Annotated in this window: 20 protein-coding genes; 16 read left to right on the top strand and 4 right to left on the bottom strand. The window is 72.0% G+C overall.

Annotated elements, in window-relative coordinates:
• Window positions 1-373 precede the first annotated feature (373 nt).
• Together KDK95_RS12805 and KDK95_RS36890 are read right to left on the bottom strand one after the other, a co-directional pair.
• Window positions 374-1,585: a DUF349 domain-containing protein gene (locus KDK95_RS12805; protein WP_372463319.1), complete on the bottom strand. Its 1,212-nt coding sequence runs from the start codon at window positions 1,583-1,585 to the stop codon at window positions 374-376.
• A gap of 207 nt (window positions 1,586-1,792) precedes the next feature.
• Entirely contained in the window at window positions 1,793-2,653 is an 861-nt protein-coding gene (locus KDK95_RS36890) for a peptidylprolyl isomerase (RefSeq protein ID WP_307844328.1), read from the bottom strand.
• Window positions 2,654-2,892: 239 nt separating this feature from the next.
• On the opposite strand from KDK95_RS36890, the gene KDK95_RS12795 reads away from it, so the two are divergent.
• Genes KDK95_RS12795 through KDK95_RS12755 form a run of 9 tightly spaced genes read left to right on the top strand, consistent with a single transcriptional unit; the run spans window position 2,893 to window position 12,463 of the window.
• Window positions 2,893-3,603: an MBL fold metallo-hydrolase gene (locus KDK95_RS12795; protein WP_212518336.1), complete on the top strand. Its 711-nt coding sequence runs from the start codon at window positions 2,893-2,895 to the stop codon at window positions 3,601-3,603.
• A gap of 41 nt (window positions 3,604-3,644) precedes the next feature.
• Window positions 3,645-4,907, top strand: coding sequence for a histidine--tRNA ligase (gene hisS, locus KDK95_RS12790; protein ID WP_212518335.1), 1,263 nt, complete (start codon window positions 3,645-3,647; stop codon window positions 4,905-4,907).
• A complete protein-coding gene (gene aspS / locus KDK95_RS12785) occupies window positions 4,904-6,694 on the top strand; it encodes an aspartate--tRNA ligase (protein ID WP_212518334.1) in 1,791 nt (596 codons plus the stop codon). Before hisS ends, aspS begins: the two co-directional genes overlap by 4 nt.
• Window positions 6,695-6,734: 40 nt before the next feature.
• Window positions 6,735-7,178: a GtrA family protein gene (locus tag KDK95_RS12780; RefSeq protein ID WP_212518333.1), complete on the top strand. Its 444-nt coding sequence runs from the start codon at window positions 6,735-6,737 to the stop codon at window positions 7,176-7,178.
• A gap of 4 nt (window positions 7,179-7,182) precedes the next feature.
• Window positions 7,183-8,388, top strand: a complete 1,206-nt coding sequence (locus KDK95_RS12775) for an MFS transporter (protein WP_212518332.1) — start codon at window positions 7,183-7,185, stop codon at window positions 8,386-8,388.
• A gap of 10 nt (window positions 8,389-8,398) precedes the next feature.
• Complete coding sequence (locus KDK95_RS12770) at window positions 8,399-9,634, top strand: GNAT family N-acetyltransferase (RefSeq protein WP_212518331.1); 1,236 nt, start codon at window positions 8,399-8,401, stop codon at window positions 9,632-9,634.
• 50 nt (window positions 9,635-9,684) lie between these two features.
• On the top strand, window positions 9,685-10,614 hold the full coding sequence (locus KDK95_RS12765) for an NAD(P)-dependent oxidoreductase (protein ID WP_212518330.1): 930 nt from the start codon (window positions 9,685-9,687) through the stop codon (window positions 10,612-10,614).
• A gap of 10 nt (window positions 10,615-10,624) precedes the next feature.
• On the top strand, window positions 10,625-11,173 hold the full coding sequence (locus tag KDK95_RS12760) for a hypothetical protein (protein ID WP_212518329.1): 549 nt from the start codon (window positions 10,625-10,627) through the stop codon (window positions 11,171-11,173).
• 54 nt (window positions 11,174-11,227) lie between these two features.
• Window positions 11,228-12,463: a cytochrome P450 gene (locus KDK95_RS12755; protein ID WP_212518328.1), complete on the top strand. Its 1,236-nt coding sequence runs from the start codon at window positions 11,228-11,230 to the stop codon at window positions 12,461-12,463.
• Window positions 12,464-12,638: 175 nt separating this feature from the next.
• Here KDK95_RS12755 and KDK95_RS12750 read toward each other — a convergent pair whose 3' ends face one another.
• Window positions 12,639-13,457: an SAM-dependent methyltransferase gene (locus KDK95_RS12750; protein ID WP_307844327.1), complete on the bottom strand. Its 819-nt coding sequence runs from the start codon at window positions 13,455-13,457 to the stop codon at window positions 12,639-12,641.
• Between the two features lie 316 nt (window positions 13,458-13,773).
• Here KDK95_RS12750 and KDK95_RS37675 point away from each other — a divergent pair, with 316 nt between their 5' ends.
• The 6 genes from KDK95_RS37675 to KDK95_RS12720 all read left to right on the top strand — a co-directional run bounded on the left by KDK95_RS37675 (window position 13,774) and on the right by KDK95_RS12720 (window position 21,155).
• Complete coding sequence (locus KDK95_RS37675) at window positions 13,774-14,337, top strand: RNA polymerase sigma factor (protein ID WP_212518327.1); 564 nt, start codon at window positions 13,774-13,776, stop codon at window positions 14,335-14,337.
• Window positions 14,338-14,347: 10 nt separating this feature from the next.
• Window positions 14,348-15,034, top strand: coding sequence for a hypothetical protein (locus tag KDK95_RS12740; protein WP_212518326.1), 687 nt, complete (start codon window positions 14,348-14,350; stop codon window positions 15,032-15,034).
• 4 nt (window positions 15,035-15,038) lie between these two features.
• A complete protein-coding gene (locus tag KDK95_RS37405) occupies window positions 15,039-15,557 on the top strand; it encodes an STAS domain-containing protein (RefSeq protein WP_212518325.1) in 519 nt (172 codons plus the stop codon).
• Between the two features lie 235 nt (window positions 15,558-15,792).
• The gene (locus tag KDK95_RS12730) at window positions 15,793-18,261 is read left to right on the top strand and encodes a SpoIIE family protein phosphatase (RefSeq protein WP_212518324.1); all 2,469 of its coding nucleotides are present in this window, start codon (window positions 15,793-15,795) and stop codon (window positions 18,259-18,261) included.
• Between the two features lie 120 nt (window positions 18,262-18,381).
• Complete coding sequence (locus KDK95_RS12725) at window positions 18,382-19,644, top strand: RbsD/FucU family protein (protein WP_212518323.1); 1,263 nt, start codon at window positions 18,382-18,384, stop codon at window positions 19,642-19,644.
• Window positions 19,641-21,155 (top strand): hypothetical protein, encoded by a 1,515-nt coding sequence (locus tag KDK95_RS12720; protein WP_212518322.1) that lies wholly within the window; start codon window positions 19,641-19,643, stop codon window positions 21,153-21,155. The genes KDK95_RS12725 and KDK95_RS12720 overlap by 4 nt, the downstream gene beginning before the upstream one ends.
• An 11-nt stretch (window positions 21,156-21,166) precedes the next feature.
• Here KDK95_RS12720 and KDK95_RS12715 read toward each other — a convergent pair whose 3' ends face one another.
• On the bottom strand, window positions 21,167-21,391 hold the full coding sequence (locus KDK95_RS12715) for a hypothetical protein (protein ID WP_212518321.1): 225 nt from the start codon (window positions 21,389-21,391) through the stop codon (window positions 21,167-21,169).
• Between KDK95_RS12715 and KDK95_RS12710 the strand changes: the two genes are divergently transcribed.
• Window positions 21,379-22,713, top strand: coding sequence for an AAA domain-containing protein (locus KDK95_RS12710; RefSeq protein WP_212518320.1), 1,335 nt, complete (start codon window positions 21,379-21,381; stop codon window positions 22,711-22,713). The two genes, KDK95_RS12715 and KDK95_RS12710, sit on opposite strands and share 13 nt — an antisense overlap.
• Window positions 22,714-22,841: the final 128 nt, after the last annotated feature.

Raw genomic sequence — 22,841 nt, 5'->3', positions numbered from 1 at the left:
CCACCCAGCCGCTCCCCCTCCCCGGCTCCGAGGGCCGCCTCCTGATGATCAGCGCCCTCAACGGCCACGGCGGCCTCATCTCCGACGAGGCCGCAGCAACACTCATCGGAGCGATAGCGCACATCCATCGCCACCGCTTCGGCCCGAAGGGCGCGGAGTGAGGCTCGCAGTCGCCAGCTGGCCGTAGGGTGCCGCCGACGGTAGACGACCCGCTGGCGACGAGTCGCAAGCCGCCGATCCGCCCGCAAGCTTCCGGCCGTTTCGGCGAAACGCCGCGGGCCGCCTCCGGGATTCTGGAGGCGGCCCGCGGAAAAAAGCATGATGTTCCGCCGACCGGGTGAACGCGGCGGCCGGTCGGCGTCGGACCGGGGTTCTAACGGGTGAACTCGGCCAGGGCGGCCTGGGCCTGCTCGAGCCACTCGCGGCGGGCGCTGATGGCGGCCTCGGCGTCGGCGGCCTTGCGGGCGTTGCCGGCGGCCTGGGCCTTGGCGAGCTCGGTCTGGAACTTCTCGATCGAGACCTCGAGCTGGCGCACGGTGGCCTCGGCGCGGGCGCGGGCCTCGGGGTTGGTGCGCTGCCATTCGGCCTGCTCGGCCTCCGCCACGGCGCGCTCGACGTCGCGCAGCTGGCCCTCGATCCTCCCCTTGGCGTCGCGGGGGACGGGGCCGATCTCCTCCCAGCGCTCCTGCAGGCCGCGCAGGGCCGCCTTCGCCGCCTTCAGGTCCTTGACCGGGACCAGCGCCTGGGCCTCGACCAGCAGCTCCTGCTTCCTGGCGAGGTTCTCCTTGAAGCCGGCGTCGCGCTTGTCCAGGTCGGCGTTGCGGGCGGCGAAGAAGCCGTCCTGGGCGGCCTTGAACCGGACCCACAGCTTGTCCTCGACCTCGCGCTGCGCGTGGCCGGCCTTCTTCCAGCGCTGCATCAGGTCGCGGAAGCCCTGGGCGATATCGGCCCAGTCGGTGGGCTGGTTGATCGGCTGCCGGGCGAGCTCCTCGGCCTCCTCGACCAGCTCCTCCTTCCGGCCGCGGGCCACATCGCGCTCGGCGTCGAGCTCGGCGAAGTGGGCCTTGCGGCGCTTGGCGAAGGCGGAGCGGGCGGCGGCGAAGCGGTTCCACAGCTCGTCGTCGCTCTTGCGGTCGAGGCGGGGGACGGCCTTCCACTCGTCGACCAGGGCGCGCAGCCGCTCGCCGGTGGCCTTCCACTGCCCGGACTCGGACAGCTGCTCGGCCTCGGCGACGATCGCCTCCTTGCGCTTGGCGGCCTCGACGAGTTCCTTGGCCCGGGCCTCCTTGCGGGCGCTGCGCCGCTGCTCGGCGAGCACTTCGAGCTTGTCCAGGCGGCCGAGCAGGGCGTCGAGGTCGCCGATGGCGTGCGCGTCGGTGATCGCGGCGCGCAGCTCCGCGATGGAGGCGGCGGAGTCCTTGCCGTCCCCGCGCAGCCGGCGCTCGAGCAGCTCGACCTTGGTCTTGAGCCCGTCGTAGCGCGTACGGAAGAAGGTCAGCCCCTCCTCGGGGGTGCCCGCGGCCCAGTTGCCGATCTCGTGCTCCCCGTCGGACCTGCGCACGAACACGGTCCCGTCGGCCGCCACCCGGCCCCAGGGGCAGACGGCCTCGACCGCCGGACTCGCGGCGGGCGCGGTGTCGGCCGCGCCGGTCGCCGGGGTGGTGGCCTGCTCGCCGTCGGACACGGTAGTCCTCCTACGTTCAAAACGGACGGACTCCCGCCCGCACCGGGAACTCTACATGCGCTCCACGGGCGGACGGGAGGGTGAATCCCGCAAAAGTGCGTTTCGGCCCTACGAGATGGCGACCTTCTCGATCTGGACCGATTCCTTCGGAGCCCCGTCTCCGGTGCCGTTCGCGTTGTTCGAGCCCTTGGCCGCGACGGACTGCAGGATGTCCATGCCCTTGGTGATGGTACCCCACGGGGTGTAGCTCGGAGCGAGCGGCGAGTCCTTGTACACCAGGAAGAACTGGCTGCCGTTCGTGCCGTAGCCCGCGTTCGCCATCGCGACGGTGCCGGCCTTGTACGTGACGGTGCCCGAGGAGTTCGCCGTGCCGAGCGAGCTCAGGTTCTCGTCCTGGAACGCGTAGCCCGGGGTGCCCGCGCCGGTGCCGAGCGGGTCGCCGCACTGCAGCACGTAGATGCCGGAGGTCGTCAGGCGGTGGCACTTGGTGTTGTTGTAGTAGCCCTTGTCGACCAGGTAGACGAAGGACTCGACGGTGTACGGCGCGTCCTTGCCGTCGGCCGTGAACACGATGTCGCCGAGGTTCGTGGTGATCGTGACCGTGTGGTCCACGGCGCCGGCCGCGGTGTAGGTCGGGACGCCGATGCCGGACTTCGCGGCGCTGCCGCACGCGTGGTAGCCCTTGGTCTCGGCCGCGATGCTGCTGGCCGCGGTGCAGGAGCTGGAGCTCGCGCTCGAGGCGGCGCTGGCGCTGCTGGTCGCGGAGGCGGTGGTCTTGCTCGAGGAGGAGCCGCTGGTCGCCAGCACGCCGGCCACCACACCGCCGATGACCGCGATCGTCGCGATGCTGCTGACCAGGGCGATGCGCTGCTTGCGCTTCGCCTCCCGGCGCTTCTTCTGGATCTTGGCTTGCACCCGCTCGTAGCGGGCCCGCTCCAGTGCCCGCTGGCGGTCCTTCGTGCTGGCCACGTCGGTGTCTCCTCGTCGATTTCCGCTGTATTCCCGCTGCCGCCGCCAGGGGCTTCGCCCGGCGTTGTCGGTACGTGCCCGACGGCCCCGCACGCAGTGTACGGGGATAGTCCTAAAACGCTCAGGGGAGCGTGGCATTGACGCGCTGATTGTTACCGGTTAGCTAACGGCCGCGACCCGCCGGTAGGCTTGCCATCACGTCACCCTCGGTCCGCTATAGGTAGAAATCAGGACGCACGTTGCTTATCGCAGGGTTCCCGGCAGGCAGCTTCGGCACGAATTGTTATGTGATCGCGCCCGCTGCGGGTGAACGCTGCGTCGTGGTGGACCCGGGGCAGGACGCGGCGGACGGCGTGGCCGAGATTTTGCGCGAGCACCGGCTGCGGCCGGCCGCGGTGGTCCTCACGCACGGGCACCTGGACCACATGTGGTCGGTGCTGCCGGTCTGCGGAGCGCACGACGTGCCGGCCTACATCCACCCGGCCGACCGCTTCATGCTGGCCGACCCGCTCAGGGGCGTCTCCCCGCAGTTCGCCGCGCTGGTCGGCCCGGACGTGACGTTCGCGGAGCCGGACGAGGTGCGCGAGCTGGCCGACGGGGCGCCGCTCGGCCTCGGCGGCGTGCTCGGCTTCGACCTCGTGGTGGACCACGCGCCCGGCCATACCAAGGGGTCGGTGACCTTCACGTTGCCGCGCCTGGACGACGCCGGGGATCCGGACGTGATGTTCAGCGGCGACCTGCTGTTCGCCGGCTCCATCGGACGCAGCGACCTGCCCGGCGGCGACCCGGCGGAGCTGAACGACTCCCTCAAGCGGGTCGTGCTGCCCCGCCCGGACGACACGCTCGTGCTGCCGGGGCACGGCGGGAGCACCACGATCGGCCGCGAGCGCGCGTCGAATCCGTTCCTCAGGGGACTGAAGAGCGTCGATTCCGCGCGTCCCGGGCTCTGAGAAGCCTCTGTGAAGACCTGAGACGAAACGAGCAGCGAGAGATGAGCACCTTTCGGGCGCCGAAGGGCACCTTCGACCTGATCCCGCCGGACTCCGCCGCGTTCCTGCGCGTGCGCGAGGTGATGGCGCAGACCGTGCGGCTGGCCGGGTACCAGTACGTCGAGACCCCCGCCTTCGAGGACACGACCCTGTTCAAGCGCGGCGTCGGCGAGTCGACCGACATCGTCAACAAGGAGATGTACACCTTCACCACCCAGGGCGGGGACTCGGTGACGCTGCGGCCCGAGGGCACCGCGTCGGTGCTGCGGGCCGTGCTGCAGGCGAACCTCGAGAAGGCCGGCCAGCTGCCGGTGAAGCTGTACTACTCGGGCTCCTACTACCGCTACGAGCGGCCGCAGAAGGGCCGGTACCGGCACTTCTCGCAGGTCGGCGCCGAGGCGCTGGGCGCGCAGGACCCGCAGCTGGACGCCGAGCTGATCATCCTCGCGGTGGACGCCTACCGCGCGCTGGGCCTGAAGAACGTCAGGCTGCTGCTGAACACGCTCGGCGACGCGACCTGCCGCCCCGTCTACCGGGCCGCGCTGCAGGACTACCTGCGCGCGCTCGATCTGGATGAGGCGACCCGCGCGCGCATCGAGCTCAACCCGCTCCGGGTGCTCGACGACAAGCGCGCCGAGGTGCAGGCCCAGCTGACCGACGCGCCGCGGATCGTCGACTACCTCTGCGAGGACTGCAAGGCGTACCACGACGAGGTGCGCGGGCTGCTGACCGCCGCGGGCGTCGCGTTCACCGACGACCCCAAGCTGGTGCGCGGCCTGGACTACTACACCCGGACGACCTTCGAGTTCGTGCACGACGGCCTCGGCTCGCAGTCCGCGGTCGGCGGCGGCGGGCGCTACGACGGCCTGTCCGAGCTGCTGGGCGGCCCCTCGCTGCCTTCGGTCGGATGGGCGCTCGGCGTGGACCGCACGGTGCTCGCGATGGAGGCCGAGGGCGTGCTCGAGCGCGACGTGCCGCGGGTCGACGTGTTCGCGGTGCCGCTCAACGACGAGGCACGCACGCTGTTCTTCGGCGTCATCACGGAGCTGCGCAGGCGGGGCGTGAGCGCGGACACCGTCTTCGGCGGCCGCGGGCTCAAGGGCGCCATGAAGGCCGCGGACCGGTCGGGGGCGCGGTACGCGCTGGTGGCCGGCGAGCGCGATCTCGCCGAGAACGTGGTCCAGCTCAAGGACCTGGCCAGCGGGGAGCAGTCCCCGGTGGCCGTCGATCAGATCATTCCGACGATCAAGGAGAAGCTGTCGTGATCCGCACGCGCGAGGCGGGAACCCTCAGGGCCGCCGACGCTGGCACCACCGTGACTCTGGCCGGGTGGGTGGCACGCCGTCGCGATCACGGCGGCGTCACCTTCCTCGACCTGCGCGACGGCTCCGGCGTCGTGCAGGTCGTCGTCCGCGACATGGAGTCCGTGCACGACCTGCGCAACGAGTACTGCGTGGCCGCGACCGGCGAGGTGCGCACCCGCCCGGAGGGCAATGCCAACCCGGACCTGGCCACCGGCGAGGTCGAGGTCGTCGTCGAGACGGTCGAGGTGCTCTCCGAGGCCGCGCCGCTGCCGTTCCCGACCGATGAGCGCAAGAGCGCGAACATCAACGAGGAGGTCCGGCTGCGCTACCGCTACCTGGACCTGCGGCGCGAGGACATGGCGCACAACATCCGGACGCGCTCGCGGGTGTCCAAGGTGATCCGCGACGTCATGGACGAGAACGGGTTCCTCGACGTGGAGACCCCGTACCTGACCCGGGCCACGCCCGAGGGCGCCCGCGACTTCCTGGTGCCGGTCCGGCTGCAGCCGGGCTCCTGGTACGCGCTGCCGCAGTCGCCGCAGCTGTTCAAGCAGCTGCTGATGGTCGGCGGCCTGGAGCGCTACTACCAGATCGCGCGCTGCTTCCGGGACGAGGACTTCCGCGCCGACCGGCAGCCGGAGTTCACCCAGCTGGACATCGAGATGTCCTTCGTCGAGCAGGAGGACGTCCTGCAGCTCGCCGAGAAGGTCTACCACCGGATCTGGAGCGAGGTCCTCGGCGTCGACCTGCCGCTCCCGCTGCCGCGGATGACCTACGCCGAGGCGATGGGCCGCTACGGCTCGGACAAGCCGGACGTGCGCTTCGGCCAGGAGCTCGTCGAGCTCACCGAGTACTTCCAGGGCACGGAGTTCCGGGTCTTCCAGGCCGAGTACGTCGGCGCGGTCGTCATGCCGGGCGGCGCCTCGCAGACCCGCAAGGAGCTCGACGGCTGGCAGGACTGGGCCAAGGCGCGCGGCGCCCGCGGCCTGGCCTACGTGGTCTTCGACGCCGAGACCGGCGAGCCGAAGGGCCCGGTCGCCAAGAACCTCTCCGAGGCGCACCTGTCCGGGCTGGCCGCCGCCGTCGGCGCGAAGAACGGCGACGCCGTGTTCTTCGCGGCCGGCGCCAAGACCGCCTCGCAGGAGCTGCTCGGCGCGGCGCGGCTGGAGATCGGCCGCCGCTGCGCGCTGATCGACGAGGGGCGCTGGGCGTTCCTGTGGGTCGTCGACTTCCCGATGTTCGAGCCGCTCACCGACGACAAGGGCGCCTTCGCGGGCTGGCACGCGATGCACCACCCGTTCACCGCGCCGACCCCGGAGTGGCTCGAGGGTTTCGAGAAGGACCCGGGCAGCGCCCTGTCCAACGCCTACGACCTCGTGCTCAACGGCACGGAGCTGGGCGGCGGCTCGATCCGTATCCACCAGCGCGAGGTGCAGCAGCGGGCCTTCAAGGCGATCGGGCTGAGCCAGGAGGAGGCCGAGTCGAAGTTCGGTTTCCTGCTCGACGCGTTCAACTACGGGCCGCCGCCGCACGGCGGCATCGCCTTCGGCCTGGACCGGACGGTCGCGCTGATCACCGGCGCCGACACGATCCGCGACGTGATCGCGTTCCCGAAGACCGCCTCCGGCGGCGACCCGCTGACCGGCGCCCCGGCGCCGATCACCGCGGAGCAGCGCAAGGAGGCCGGGATCGACTTCACGCCGAAGCCCAAGGCCGCCGAGCCGAAGTCCGCGGACGCGGCCGAGTAGCGCGGGCGGACGGACCGAGGGCGGGAGGCATGGGGCGGTGGTGGCCCGTTCGGTGGCGCTGATCCGGCGTCTGTGGCGCGAACTGCTGGGATTCGGGGCGGTGGGCGTCGTCGGCTACGCCGGCGACGCGCTGGTCATCAACCTGCTCTACCACCGCGTGCCCTCGGTGCTCGCCTCGGCGATCGCGATATCCGTCTCGACGGTCATCGCGTACCTGGGCAACCGCTTCTGGACCTTCCGCCGTCGCGACCGGCGCGAGACGCGGGCCGAGTTCGGCCTGTTCGCGCTGGTCTCGGCGGGCGGGTTCCTGATCACCGTCGGCTGCGTGTGGTTCACCGAGCACGTGCTCGGCGCCGACTCACGGCTCGCGGTGAACCTCGCGCAGCTCGGCGCCGGCCAGGTGCTCGGCTCGCTCTTCCGCTTCTGGGCCTGCCACCGGTTCGTCTTCCCGGAGACGAGGCAGCTCGCGAGGTCTATACCATGATTCGGTGCAGAGAGAACTTGCTCCGCGGGGGCGCCGGGACCGGGTAGCGATCAGTCTGATCTTCTCCGTGCACGGCGCGGTGGAGGGAAGCTACGCGTCCCGGATCCCGTGGGTCGAGGCTCATGTGCACGCCACGCCCGGTGTGCTCGGCGCCGTGATGATCGCGCCCACGGCCGGAGCATTGCTCTCGATGCCGCTCGCGGGCGGCGTCGTGCACCGGCTCGGCGCCCGCAGAGCGCTGCGCGTGATGCTCATGCTGTGGACCGCGGCGCTGGTGATCCCCGGGGTGATGCCGAACGTCGGCCTGCTCGCGGTCGGGATGTTCTTCTACGGCTCGATCTCCGGTGTCGCCGACGTGATGATGAACGCCGAGGCGGTCCGGATCGAGCGGCGCGCCGGCAAGTCCATCATGTCCGGGCTGCACGGCCTGTGGTCGGTCGGTGTCATCGTCGGAGCGCTGTTCGGGGCGCTGTGCGCGGGCGCCGGGATCAGCGCGCTGCCGGAGTTCCTCGTCACGGCCCTGATCCTCACGGCGGCGGCCGCCGCCGTCACCGCCCTCCTTCCCGCGGACGCCGAACTCGGCGGGGTCGCCGAAGAGGCGATCCGGCCGCCGCGCTTCGCCCGTCCGACCAGGGCGGTGATCGGCATCGGCATCGTCGGGTTCTGCGCCATCTTCGCGGAGGGCTCCGGGACGAACTGGTCGGCCGTCTACCTCATCACCGTCACGCACGCCTCCGCCGCGGTCGGCGCGTACTGCGTCACCGGATTCGCCGTGACCATGGCCGTCGGCCGGCTCACCGGCGACGCGATCGTGCGCCGGCTCGGACCGGTGCGCACGGTGCAGATCGGCGGCGTGCTGGCCGTGCTCGGCGGCGTCGCGATCGTCCTGGCCCGCACCCCGTGGCTGGGCATCGCCGGATTCGCGGCCATGGGACTGGGAATCGCGACCGGCGTGCCGCTGGCGATCGCCGCGGCCGGACGCAGTGGCGGCAACACCGAGTCCGCCGTCGCCGGGATCACCACCGTCACCTACTCCGCGGGGCTGCTGGCCGGACCGTCGGTCGGCGCGCTCGGATCTGCCGTCTCCCTGCCCTTCGCCTTCGGCATCGTCGCGCTGCTCTCGGTCGGCATCGTGCTCTCGGCGTTCACGCTGCGGGTCGGGCTGGGCGAGTCGTCAAATCATTTGGCCGGGATACGAAGTCCGGCTTAGGGTCGGGGTCATGGCCATCGAGGTACGCAATGTCCGCACCGATGAAGAGTTCAACGCCTGGTGCGACGCCATGGACGTCGGCTTCTACCTGCCGCAGCACCGCGGCGAGGGTCCGCGCCGGCGCGAGCGCTACCAGGACCTCGGCAGGGTGTGGGCGGGATTCGACGGCGACCAGCTCGTCGGCACGCTCGCCAGCCTGGACCTGCGGCTGACCGTGCCCGGCCGCGCGCAGATCCCGCTGGACGGCATTAGCGCCGTCACGGTCGCGGCCACGCACCGGCGCCAGGGCCTGGCCCGGCAGCTGATGGCCGCGGAGCTGGGCCGGGCGAAGGAGCGCGGCGAGTCGATCGCCGCGCTGGTCGCCGCCGAGTACCCGATCTACGGGCGGTTCGGCTTCGGGCCGGCGACCGAGACCGCGCAGTGGCTGGTGGACGCGCGCGACCTGCGGTTCCGTCGGGAACTGCCCGGCCGGATCGAGCTGATCGACGCGGCCGCCGCCCGCTTCGAGGCCGCCGCGCTCTACGACCGGGTCCGCGCCGACGGCGTCGGCATGGTCAGCCGCGAGGGCTGGCGCTGGGACCGGGACACCGGCCAGTCACCGCGCGACGGGGACGCGCCGGCGAAGAGCGTGCTGCACGCCGTGTGCCGCGACGAGCGGGGGCAGATCGTCGGCTATGCCGCCTACCGTTTCACGGAGAAGTGGACGAATCAGCGCCCGGACAACACGCTGCACGTGGTCGCGCTCATCGCGACCGACCCGGTTTACGAGGCCAGGCTGTGGAAGCACCTCGCCGACCACGACTGGGTGACGAACATCGTCGGGCCGGAATTCGACCGCGCCGACGCGATCTGGCGGGATCTGCTGGTCGACCGGCGGATGGCCGTTCCGGCGAACGGCTGGGACTTCCTGTGGCTGCGCGTGCTCGACCCGGCCGCCGCGCTCGCCGCCCGCACGTATGCGAGGGCTGATCGGATCGTCCTGCGCGTCGAGGACAAGGACGGCTACGCGGCCGGCACCTACGCGCTGCAGGCCGAGGCGGACGGCGGTGCCCGGTGCGCGCTCACCCTGGAGCCCGCGGACGTCACCCTTCCGGTGGATCGGCTCGGCTCGATCTACCTGGGCGGCTTCACCGCGGCCAGGCTCGCGGCGTCGGGCCTGGTCGAGGAGCACACGAGCGGCGCGGTCGAGCGGCTGAGCGCGCTGTTCGCCGTCGGGATCGCGCCGCACAACCCGATGATCTTCTGAGCGGCGGACCATCCGCGGACTTGTCGGACCTCTGCCGGATAATGGTGACCATGAGCGCACTGGTGTGGACGGCGAAGGGCACGGCCGAATGGCTGGCGGGCCTCGATGAGCGGCTCGAGGTCGTCGAGGTGCCGGCCGAGCCGCTCGCCGACCCGCGCCTGAACGAGGTAAGGGTTCTGATTCCGCCGCTGATGCGGAACGCGGCCGACGAGGACTTCGACCTCACGGCGCTCATGGCCGGCGCCAAGAACCTCGAGTACGTGCAGGCGCTGTCCGCCGGCGTGGACAACATCGTGCACGCGGTGCCGGACGGCGTGCTGCTCTGCTCCGTGCGCGGCGCGTACGACGAGCTGATGGCCGAGCTGCTGCTGACCGGGATCCTGACCGTCTACAAGGAGATCCCGCACTACGTGCACGCGCAGGACGCGGGCTCGTGGGCGCCCGAGCAGGTGCGCGTCGTGCAGGGAAAGACGGTGCTCTACGTCGGGTACGGCTCGATCTCGCGGTGCCTGGAGCGCTACCTGGCACCGTTCCAGGTCAGGACCCTGAAAGTCGCGCGGACCAGGCGCGGGGACATCGCGTCGCTGGAGGAGCTGCCCGGCCTGCTGCCCGAGGCCGATATCGTCGTGCTGCTCACGCCGCTGACCGAGCAGACCCGCGGCCTGGTGGGCGCGGACTTCCTGGCACGGATGAAGCCCGGATCGCTGCTGGTCAACGGCGCGCGCGGCGCCTGCGTGGAGAGCGAGGCGCTGCTCGAGGCGACCCGGGAGCGCGGCATCCAGGCGTTCCTCGACGTCACCGACCCCGAGCCGCTGCCGGCCGGGCACCCGCTCTGGAGCGCGCCGGGCGTGTTCATCACCCCGCACATCGGCTCGCTGGTCGCCGACAACCGGGAGCGCTGCTTCCAGGTCGTCCGCGAGAACCTGACCACCTGGGTGAACGGCGGCGCGCCGAAGAACCGGGTCGAGCACGGGTACTGAGGCGCCGACGATGACGGGGACCCGGCTGACGAAACTGACCAGGCTGACGCCGGAGCAGGCCAGGCGCCGCCGCAAGGCGACCGTCGAGCTGCTCTGGGTCTGCGCCGGGGCCCTGGTCCCGTGGACGATCTACCTCGGCGTGTCCCTGCCCGCCGACTTCAGCACCCGGCACTGGGCCGTGGCGTGGACCGGCTTCGACGTCCTGGAGCTGATGGCCCTCGCGGCGACCGCGTACTTCGGCTGGAAGCGGCGGCAGGCTTTGATCGGCACGGCGGTCGCCGCCGCCACGCTGCTGGTGTGCGACGCCTGGTTCGACATCACGCTGAACCTCGGCACGCCGCAGGTCTGGTGGTCGGTCGGCTCGGCCGTGCTGATCGAGCTGCCGCTCGCGTTCTTCCTCATCCACCGTGTCACCCTGCTGATGCGGTTGACGATGATGCGCTACTACCCCGAGACGGACGAGCGCGGGAAACCGATCCGGCTGACCAAGATCCCGCTCATCGCGCTGCTCCCGGACGACGACGAGGACGGGAACTCCGCGCCCGCCGAGGATCGTTGAGCCTGCATACCGAGGAAGGTCGACGGTGACCGCGGGGAGAGGGGTTCGGGGCAGATGGAGGCCGAAGCGATCATCGGCGCCTTGATGACGCCGGAGGGCAGGGGCGAGCCCTATCCGCTCTACGCCGCCGCGCGGGAGCTCGGCGCGATCAGGAAGGTCAAGGACTGGCCGATGCACCTGTGCACCGGCTACGACGAGATCAACGCGATCCTGCGCGACAACGCGTTCGGCAAGATGGACTTCGACATGCTGCCCGCGGAGTGGCGCGGCCTGCTCCTGCCGGACGGCGCGATGGAGAGCATCTCGCGCTCGATGCTGCTGATGAACCCGCCCGGCCACCGCCGCGTCCGCTCGCTGGTCAGCTCCGCGTTCACGCAGCGCCGCGTCGCCGGGCTCGAACCGGCGATCGAGCGGATGACCGACGCGCTGCTCGACGAGCTGGCCGCGCTCGGCGCCGGCGGCGAGCCGGTCGACTTCATGGAGAACTTCGCGTTCCGGATGCCGGTGAGCGTGATCTGCGAGATGCTCGGCGTCCCCGAGGCGGACCGCTACCGCTTCCGCCCGCTCGCTCACGACCTGACCTTCGTGCTGGAGCTGACCGACAGCTTCGACGACTTCGGCCCCGCCGACGCCGCGACCCTGGAGTTGCGCGCCTACTTCACCGAGCTCGCCGCCCGCCGTCGCGAGCAGCCGCAGGACGACCTCGTCAGCGCCATGGTCCAGGCCAACGACGCGCACGACGGCAGGCTCAGCGACGCCGAGCTGCTCGGCAACCTCCTGCTGCTGCTGGTCGCCGGCTTCGAGACCACGACGAACCTGCTCGGCAACGGGCTCTACCTCGGCTTCCGGCACCCCGAGGTGCTCGGCCGCGTGCGCAAGGGCGAGATCCCGGTGGCCGCGTACGTCGAAGAGGTGCTCCGCTACGACTCCCCGGTACAGCTCACCAGCCGCTTCGCGCTCACCGAGGACGCGCACGTGGGCGGCCACCCGGTGGCCCGCGGCGAGCAGGTGATGCTGCTGATCGGCGCCGCACACCGCGATCCGAAGCGCTTCGCGAACCCCGACGTTTTCGACCCGACGCGCCCCGACAACGTCCCGCTCAGCTTCGGCGCCGGCATCCACTACTGCCTGGGCCAGGGCCTGGCCCGCCTGGAGGGCAGGGTGGCCTTCGAGAAGCTGCTCGCCCGCTTCCCCGAGATCGAGCAGGCGGCCGAGCCGGAACGGCGCGACCGCCTCGTGCTCCGCGGTTACGAGACATTGCCGGTGCGGACGGGCGCCCCGGCGGCCTGAGCGGGTCGCGGCGGCTCCGTGCGCCGTGGAGTGCGGCGGTGAGACCTTGCTGTCTCGCGTGCGGTTGGCGGCCTGAGCGCGGCGCAGCAGCAGGCTTCTGCGTCGCTGATGTCGGAGAGCAGGTCGGGCTCGTTCGGGTGATGTGCGGTTGGCGGCCTGAGTGGGAGGTTCCTGATCAGGCGGGCTTGATGGCGACGGCGGCGTAGCAGCAGGCTTCTGCGTCGCTGATGTCGGAGAGCAGGTCGGCCTCGTCGGGGCGCCAGCGGTGGGTGACGGCGATGCCGGGCTCGACGAGGTCCCAGCCCTCGAAGAAGGCCTCGATCTCCTTGCGGCTGCGCGGTTGGGCCGAGGTACCGACGGCGCGGTAGATCTGGGTCGTCTCGGTCGCCTCGACCGGGGAGAAGTCCGCGGTGCCGTGCGAGATCACCAGCGCGCTGCCGGGGGCCAGGGCGTCCTTGAGCGTGTCGACGATCTGGTGGGCGCTGAGGCCCTCGCGGCCGTCGGCGATGAAGTGCAGCACGGCGTTCAGGCTCAGGGCGACCGGGCGGCCGAGGTCGAGGGTCTTGGCCAGTTCGGGGGAGGCGAGGATCGACTCGGGCTCGCCGAGGTCCGCGTGGACGTAGGCGGTGCGGCCCTCGGGGCTGCTGGTGAGCAGCGCCTGCGCGTGGGTGAGCACGATCGGGTCGTTGTCGACGTAGACGATCCGCGCGCCGGGGGTGACGCTCTGGGCGACCTCGTGCAGGTTCGGGCTGGTCGGGATGCCGGTGCCGATGTCGAGGAACTGGTCCATGCCGTGCTCCGCGAGGTAGCGGACGGAGCGGTGCATGAAGTCGCGGTTGGCGCGGGCGGCGACCAGCGCGGCCGGGAAGGCGGCCATCACCTTGCCGACCGCCTCGCGGTCGGCGGTGAAGTTCGTGCGTCCGCCGAGGTAGTAGTCGTACATCCGCGCCGAGTGCGGACGGTCCAGCTGGAGGTCGATGGCGTTCGCGTCCACGTGGTCTCCTCGGTTGACCGTGTCGATCCTTCACCCTGGCCCCGGAACCGGGGCCGTCCCAGTGTCTCATTACACTGAGTCGGATGTCGCGGTCGCCGGCGGGGGCGCGCGGCCTCCGTCGCGCGCGGATTTCTCGCACGGAGTTTTGCACAAATCGGCGATCCGGCTGATTTGCTGGTCGCGCGGCCCTTTCGCAGGGCTCGTATCCCGTCGTTCGGCCTCCGTCGGAGCGCCGCGGACAGAGATATGGAGCGAACCCGCAAGTGACCATCGACAGAGATCACCACGGGGCCCGCGGGCCCGCGCGGGAGCACCCGTGACCGGCGGCACGGACCCCCGGTCGCGCTCGGATCGCGACCGGATCACCTTCGAGGCGTTCTACCAGAAGCACCAGGGCACGTGGAGCCACTACGCGTTCCTGCACACCGCCGACGGGCGGGACGCCGAGAACATCACCAACTACTTCACCTGGCGGCTGGTGAACTCCTGGTCGCAGGCGCTGGCGCAGGAGAGCGTCGAGCGCTTCGCGTGGGATCTGTACAAGGAGGTGCTGGAGCGGTGGCTCGAGGAGCGCGACGCCGGTTCCGACTTCGTGCGGTTCGCGGCGTTCGAGCGTGCGGTGCGCGCGGTGGCCTGGTCCGGCCAGTTCGAGGCCCTTCAGGAGTCGCTGTGGCTCTACCGCGGCATATTCGACCTGCCCGAGCGGCAGCACGAGGTGATGGTGCTGATGTACGTGATGCACCTCGATGAGGAGCGCATCGCCGAGACCCTGGGCATCGCGGCCGGTTCGGTGCGGTCGAACCTGCGCCATGCCCGCAACAGGCTCGAGCAGGAAGCCAATGCGCGCCATCTCCTGCACATCACCGACTCCGAGGGATAGGCGAAGAATCGTGTACTCCAGCAACGGCCCGATCCGGCCGATCGACAGGCTTCTAGCCGACGCGTACATCGCGCCGGCCCGCGACGTGTGCGGGCGGCCGAGCGCCGCCGAGCGGATCGTGCGCGCGGCCCGCGACCTGGAACTCCCGACGTCGATCGACGGGGCGCCGCAGGCCAGGCGTGAGCAGTTCGAATACGAGCTCAATCTCACCAGCGCCCTCGTCATCGGCGACACGAAGGCGGCGGCGGTGCTCGCCCGGCTGTTCGACAAGGACGACCCGGAGCCCGAGGGCGCGCTCGTCTTCGGCTGCCTGCTTCACCTGACCGGCCGTGTCGCGGCCAGCCGGTTCTGGTGGCGCTTCGCCGCCGGGGCCGGCGTGCACCTCGGCGCGTACTGCCTGTACCTGAACCATGCGCAGCGCGGGGAGAGCGACCAGGCCGAGTACTGGCACGCCGAGTCGAACGCGCTGCGCGAGGGCGACTCCACGCCGAGCCGGGCCGTCCCGCGCGGGCCGCTGCTGCCGGATTCCGTCTACCACGCGCTGCTCGCGCAGTGCCGGCGCGGCATGAAGCCGCTGCTGCCGATCGATGTCGAGGTCGCCGTCAACCAGGTCCTGGTCGACTCCGACGAGGCGGAGTTCGGGGACATCCCGTGGCCCTCCGCACAGCTGCCCGGCGTCCTGGCGATCGCAGCGTGATCTGGTGCTCAGTTCCCGAATCACCCGCGACCTCGTGCGCAGGCCGGCTCCGCACGCCGTGAACCGGCGATTGCCCTGCCAGGGCTGCGCGTTCCACTTCACCGGTGAAACGGATGCGGCGTGCCCGTTCGGCCTGCCCACGTCCAGCCTGCCGTACGACGCGGCGCACGTGGACTCGATGGTCCGGCCGCTGGCCGTCGAGGTCGAGCTTCGGGAGGGCTACGCCCGGTTGATCCTGACGGGCGAACTCGATCTCGCGACCGGCTGCAAGCTGCACTACGTCCTGCGCGGCGTTCTCGACGACTGCCCGAGGGTTGCGATCGAGGTCACCGGTCTCGTCTTCACGGACGCCGCCGGCCTCGGGATCCTGCGTGCGGCCGCGGCCAGGGCGGTCGCCGCCGGCGGCTGGCTGCGGCTGACCGGTGTCAATCCTCAGCTTCAGCGGCTGCTGACCCTCGCCCGGGCCCGGACGCTGCTGCCGGTCTTCGCAATCGAAGGCGCGATGCCCCACAGCGTGCCTTAGGCGGCACCAGAAGATCTTCGAGGAGCGCTTCCTTCCATGCCGACCGCCGCCTCGGCTACCTCGTACTCCTGCAGCGAGTTCGGCGGCATCCTGTGGGTCCCGCCGGAGGACCGAGGCGCCGACGACCTGGGGGACCGAGCGGCGGGCCTTGAGCCATCCGGACCCAGCGGGATGCAGGCACCTGTGCGCCGGAGGAGAATTGAGCAGGTAGTTCGACCTCCTACAACGGAAGCTCATGACCTCAGACGTCGGCGCGGGGGATCGAGGCCGCGATGTCTCCGGTGCACCCGAGGTCGCCCTCGTCATGCTCGGAGAGGGCGACGTCGTCACGGGGTGGGGATCCGGCGCCCGATCGCTGCTCGGCTACGAGGCCGCCGAGGCGGTCGGCCGGCCGCTGCGGGAACTGCTGTTCGCCGAGCCGTCCGCGGACCACGCGGCCGAGCCGAGCGGCGCCGCACTCCTGCTGCGCCATCGGGACGGCCACCCGGTGCCGGCCGAGGTCACCGTCGACGACGCCGACCCCGGTACGCCGCAGTTGCGCCGCGTGCTCGTGGCAAAACCGCTCGGCACCGGCCTCACCGACCCGCATCTGCTGGAACGCGCGATCGACCAGTTCCCGATCGCGGTCGGCGTCCACGACGCCGATCTGCGCTTCGTGTGCGTGAGCAAGGAGCTGCGCCGCCTGCTCGCCCTTCCCGAGGACGTGCAGGGCCGCCGGCTGTCCGAGATGCATCCGAGCGACTTCTACCGCGACGTCGACAACCGGATGGCGCGCGTCGTGCGGTCCGGACGGGCGTTGGAGCGCAGCGTCCGCCACACCCCGCCGGGGGAGACCTCCGCACGCTCCTGGATCGTCTGGTTCTCGCCGCTCCGGGACGCGCACGGACGGGTGACCGGCGTGGTCGCCGCGATGCTCGACGACACCACCCAGTACTGGGCACGCACCTGGCTCGACATGCTCAGCGAGGCCGGCACCCGCGTCGGCACCTCGCTGGACGTGGCCAAGACGGCGCAGGAGCTCACCGAGGTGATCGTCCCCAAGTTCGCCGACCTGGCCACGGTCGACCTGCTGGACGCGGTCCTGACCGGCAGCGAGCTGACCCCGGCGCAGTCCTCGCAGCAGATCACGCTGCGCCGGGTCGCGCAGCGGGCCGAACCCGCGGACACCCCCTTCGGCGTGCAGCTCGACGAGGTGCACAGCTACCCCGACTTCTCGCCGGTCGCGCGCTGCCTCTCCCTCGGCCGCGGGGTGCTCAGCCGGGGAGACGAGCCCGGGTTCACCCGCTGGATAGCGCAGAGCCCCGAGCGGACCGACAGCTACGTGAACTACGGGCTGAACACGATGATCGCCGTGCCGCTGCGTGCCCGGGGGACGCTGCTTGGCGTTCTGATGTGCGTCCGCAGCCGTCCCGAGCACTTCGCCGAGGGCGACCTGCGCGTCGCCGGGGAGCTGGCCGCGCGGGCGGCGCTCTCGCTGGACAACGCCCGCCGCTACACCCGCGAGCGCAACACCGCCGTCCTGCTGCAGCGGAGCCTGCTGCCGAGCAGGCCGCCCGAGCTGGCCGCCGTGGACGTGGCCAGCCGGTACCTGCCGTACCTCTCCGGCGACGCCGAGATCGGCGTGGGCGGCGATTGGTACGACGTCATCCCGCTCTCCGGCGGCCGGGTCGCGCTCGCCGTCGGCGACGTGGTCGGGCACGGCGTGCACGCCTCGGCGACCATGGCCAGGCTGCGCGGCGCCGTGCGCACCCTCGCCGACGTCGACCTGCCGCCGGACGAGCTGCTCACCCATCTCGACGACATCGTCACCCAGCTGTCCGGCGAGGCCGACGAGGAGGCGCTCGCCGAGTCCGGCGACGGCGAGACCGGCGCCACCTGCCTCTACACCGTGTACGACCCCGTCACCCGCCGGTACACGATCGCCTCCGCAGGACACCCGCCGCCCATCGTGGCGAGCCCCGGGGCCGCGCCCGAGATCCTCGTAGTGCCGACCGGGCCGCCGCTCGGCGTCGGCGGCGTCCCGTTCGAGAGCACGGAGGTCGAGCTCCCGCCGGACAGCACCCTCGTGCTCTACACCGACGGGCTGATCGAGTCGCGCGAGAACAACCCCGAGGACGGCCTCGCGCAGCTGCGCGAGGCGATGACCGAGCCCCGCGCGGTCCTCGAGGACCTGTGCGACTCGCTGCTCGACGCGATGCTCACGACGCCGCCGAGCGACGACGTGGCCCTGCTCGTCGCCCGCACCCACGCCCTCGACCCGGACCAGGTCGCCACGTGGGACGTGCCCGTCGACCCGGCGATCGTCGGCGAGATGCGCGCGCGGGTCAGCCGGTGCCTTTCCGGCTGGGGCCTCGACGAACTCGCCTTCACCACCGAACTGATCGTCAGCGAGCTGGTGACCAACGCGATCCGCTACGGCAGCGCGCCGATCCGGCTGCGCCTGATCCTCGATCAGCCGCGCCGCCGCGCCGGCAAGCTCGACGGGACGCTCATCTGCGAGGTCTACGACGCCGGCGAGACCGCGCCGCACGTGCGCCGCGCCCACGCCTTCGACGAGGGGGGCCGCGGCCTGATGCTGGTCGCCGCGCTCTCCCGCCGCTGGGGCAGCCGGCCCGTCGCGGGCGGCAAGACGATCTGGTGCGAGCAGCCGGTCGAGCTCAGCCGCTCCGCCGACTCCGAACCGTCTCCGCAGCTGGCCTGCTGACCGCAGAGCACTGCGGCGGCTCGGGGTCGGCGCCGGCTCCCGGTGCCGAAAACGCCCTTGAAACGCCCCTTAATCAGCCCGGGAACGCCGCTTTGGGCTATCGTGGGCAGGCAAATGCCCATGTCACCTTCCGTTCCTCAGGCCACAGCCGCACCGGGGCCCGCCGGCACCGCGGCGCGGCTCGACGCTCTGCGCGGACCGGTACCGCCGCGCAGCCACGACGCGCGCACGATCGCGGCGCTCACCGTGAATCCCGGCTGCTCGCGCCGGGCCGTGCTGGACGCGGCGGGCGTGGACAAGCGCAAGCTCGCGGAGCGGATCGGCTTCCCGGCGCGATACGGCCAGTCGCCGTTCGCGATCACCCGCGGCCTCGCCTTCGAGAAGCAGGTCAAGGCCGACAACTGCGCCGCACTGCTCGAACTGCTGCGCGCCGAGCCGCTGCGCTTCGACGTCCCCGAGCACGAATACGTCGACCTCGGCGTCGAACCGGAAGCCGATCCGGCCGCGCCGGTGAACCTCGACCGCGCCGCGCGCTACGAGCGCACCCGCCAGGCGTTCGCGCGGGTCGCGGCCGGTGAGCCGCTGCTCGCCGACCATCCGCTGCTGCGGCTCGACGTCGGCGGGCGCACCGCGTACGTCGAACCCGATGTTGTCGCCCTCAGCGCCCGTCCCGCCGACGCGTCCGCGAGCGCCCCCGCGCGGCTCTACGTCGCCGAGGTGAAGTCCTTCGCGGTCATCGACGGCCAGGCCGATCCGGCGAAGGTGGGCGCCGCCGCCACCCAGGCCGCCGTGTACGTCCTCGCGCTGCGCAGACTCTTCACCGAACTCGGCGTCGATCCCGCGATCGTCGCCGACGACGTGCTGCTGATCTGCCCGACGGACTTCGCGAACAAGCCCAGCGCGCACCTGCTCGACGTGCGCCGGCAGATCGCCGCCGTGGAACGCCAGCTGGCCAGGCTGCCGCGGATAGGCGCGCTGATCGCGGATCTCGATCCGGCCGTCGACTTCGACCTCGCGGTCGACCCGCCCGAGGCGAAGGGCGAGCCGGGACGCGAGCACCGCAGCGCCGTCGAGCTGACCAAGTCGCTCACGATGATCGAGGCCAGATACGCCCCGGAGTGCGTGACGAACTGCGAGATGGCGTTCCACTGCCGCTCCGAGGCCAGGGCCGCGGGCGCCGCCGACGCGCTCGGCCGCTCGGTGCGCGACGCGCTCGGCGGGATCGAATCCCTGTCCGAGGCCCTTGAGATCGCGGACGGGACCGCGGGAGCCGGCTCCGGCCAGCACGAAGCGGCGCGGCTGCTGCGTGCCGCGGCCCGAGCGTACGACGAGGCGCTGCGGGTCGCGCCCCGGGCCGCCGGCGGGTCCGAGGCCGACGGATGAGCACCCTGACGGCGCTCGCGCGGGCGCGGGCGGCTCGCGGCGGCCGCGCCGTGCCGATCACCGCGGTGCGGCACGTGCACGTCTCCGACGAACCGCTCGTCGTCATCCCGCTGATGCAGGCCGGCGAGGCGGCGGCGCCGCTCGCGGTGATGGCCGGTACGGATCGCGACGCGCCGACGCTGCTCGTCGTGGCCCAGCCGCGCAACCGCGACCAGCGTTTCGAGTTCCTGACCGCGTTCGCCGAACTGCTCGTGCCGTACATCGACGCGCGGCGTCAGCACACGGAGACCGTCGAGGCGACGAAGAACCACGAGGAGTGGGAGCGCTGCACCGACGCGCCGCAGCTGATCCTGCCCAATCCCGGCGGCGTCGAGGCGCTGCGGCTGCTCGGCCGCTCCGCGCGCTTCCGGACCGTGGACGGACCGTACCCGGTGGACGCGCGGGTGCCGCTGCTCGGACGCTACCTCACCTGGTTCGCCGACGACCGCGCGCCGATGCCCGGATCGAGCGTCTGCCTGGCCCTGACGTCCGTGCTCGCCCAGCACTGGGCGACCGGCCAGAGCGCGCTGGAGGACCAGCACCTGCCCGCGCTGCTGAGCTGGATCGACCCGCCGGACGGTATGAGCGGCGCGGCCGCGGCCCTGCTCGCCGAGGACCCCGACGCGGTGCCCCCGGCCGGCCCGGCCACCGACCCCGCCTTCGACACCGGAGTCCTCGCGCCCCTCGTGCGCGCGCAGGAGGAGGCCCGTGCGGCGGACGACATGCGCGCCGTCGCGAAGGCCGAGGAGGAGCTGCGGGCCGCGCTCGCCGCGCAGCTGGAGCCCACGTGGGAAACGGTCTGGCGCGGCATCGACGTGCTGCGCGCGATGCCCGCGGCGGCGTCCGACGAACTGCGCTGGCAGGTGGACCGCGGCCGCTTCACCGACTTCATGACAGGGATAGAAGACGGCGCCCCGCCGCAGCCCAAGCGCCCCAGCGCCGTAGCCGCCGCGCGCAGGCTCGCCGACCTGGAATCCGCGCAGCAGAGCTACGACCGCACTCAGGCCATCGACGACCCGCTCGTCCTCGCCCGCTACCGCGTCGGCGGCGAGGCGTTCGCGGGCCGGATCACCTTCGTCGACGCCGAGCGCCAGGAGATCAAGGGCAAGCGCGCCTGGCCCCGTCCGCTGGTGGTCATGCAGACGCAGGACGAGGTGATCCTGCGCCCCGGCGTCAAGCTCGCCAGCCCCGCGCGCGTCAACCAGACCGTCCGGCTGCTCGCCGTGCGGCCGGCCGAGGCGGGCGGCTTCGAGGTCGAACTCGAGCTGCAGAGCGGCATGGGCCGCGGCAAGACGCCGGAGGCGGGCAGCGTCCCGGCGGTCGGCGAGGAGCGCTGCTACGCCACGTTCCTCGCCGAGCAGCGCGGCACCCGCCCCGAGCTCCCGGACGCCGATCAGACCCCGTGGACGCACGGCGGCCCCCCGTGGCCGCACGTCGCCCGCGCTGAGGACCAGGCCGAGGAGTGGCGCTAGCGATGGCACTGTCACCCGCCGAAGAGAGCGCCGGCGCCGGAGTTGTTGGCCGGGGCGGAGCCGGAGCCGTTGGCCGTGCCGGAGCCGATTGCCGTGCCGCAGCCGATCGCCGCGCTGGCACTGGAGCCGCTGGCCGCGCCGGAGCCGATCGCCCCGCTGGCACTGGAGCCGTTGGCCGTGCCGGCACCCGACCCGCCCGTCGCTCCGGGAAGGGGGTCCTGTGATGACGGCGTCAACCCGATCCATTGAAGCGCGGGCCGTCATCGAGGCCGTGGCCGCCGACCTGCTCTCCCGCGCCCACCGCGGCGTCATCGTCGATTCGCCGCCCGGGGCCGGCAAGTCCACCCTCGTCGTCGAACTCTCCGAACGCCTGGCCAGAGACGGCGAGCGCGTGATGATCGTCGCCCAGACGAACGAGCAGGTCGACGACCTCGTCGAGAAGATCGCCCAGAAGCACCCGGCGCTCGTCCTCGGCCGCCTGACCGCGGGCGACTACGAGGTCCCCGAGCGGCTGGCCCCGTTCCGCGGCCCGAACCTGGCGTTCTCCTCCAAGCTCCCCGAACTCGCGGCGGCCGGCATCGTCCTCGCCACCGCCGCCAAGTGGGCGCTGGTCAAAGAGGGCGAGTTCCCCTGGGCGATCCTCGACGAGGCGTACCAGATGCGCTCCGACGGCCTGCTCGCCGTAGCCCCGCGCTTCGCGAACGGCACCGCCCTGTTCGTGGGCGACCCCGGCCAACTCGATCCCTTCGCGACAGTCGACACGGACGCGTGGGCCGGATCGCCCTGGGACCCGAGCGACAGCGCCGTAGCCGTCGTCCGCGCCCACAACCCGCACCTGCCGGTGCACCGCCTCCCGTACTCCTGGCGCCTGCCCGCGACGGCCGCGCCGCTGGTCGCGAAGGCGTTCTACCCTTTCACCCCGTTCGACGCGGGCAGCGACCTGGAAGACAGAGCCCTGAGCTTCGCGGTCGCGGCCTCGTCCTCCGATCTCGACGAATCGCTCGAACTGGCCGCCGAGACCGGCTGGTCCTGGCACGGCCTCCCTGCCGCTCACACCATCCGCACCGACGCCGAGGCTGTCGAGGCCTGCGCGGCGCTGGCGGACCGCCTGGTCCAGCGCCGTGCCATCGCCGTGGACCGCGCCGCCGGCTACGAGCGCGAAGTCACCCCCGACCGCATCGCCATCGGCACCGCCCACCGCGACCAGGCCGCCGCGGTCCGCGCCGCTCTCGCCCGCCCCGACCGAGCCGCACGCGGCCTGGCCGACGTCACCGTCGACACCGCGAACCGCCTCCAGGGCCGCGAGTACGACGTCACCATCGTCTTGCACCCCCTGTCCGGCCGCCGCGACGCGACCGCCTTCCACCTCGAGACCGGCCGCCTCTGCGTCCTGCTATCGAGGCATCGTCACGCGTGCATCGTCGTAGGCCGCGCCGGCATCGCCGACCTCCTCGACGCCCACCCCCACGCCGAGCCCGTCCGCCTGGGCGTCGCCGTCAAGTTTCCGGACGGCTGGGCCGCGCACCAGGCAGTGCTTGCGCACTTGGGCGCGGGATAGGGAGAGACCGGGCCGCGATTCCTGTGGTCGGCGCTGTGATTTTTCGCCTCGGCAGCGGGGTGGTTATGGGCGCTGCGTCGTGCCGCTGGGGCCAGTGTTCGTAGGTTCGGCGTGCTGTGCGTTACCCA

Origin of the sequence: Actinospica acidithermotolerans, from assembly GCF_018139625.1 — a bacterium.
Lineage (GTDB): Bacteria > Actinomycetota > Actinomycetes > Streptomycetales > Catenulisporaceae > Actinospica > Actinospica acidithermotolerans.
Note: the sequence above shows the minus strand (reverse complement) of the source record. Positions and strands in the feature narration are given on the sequence as shown.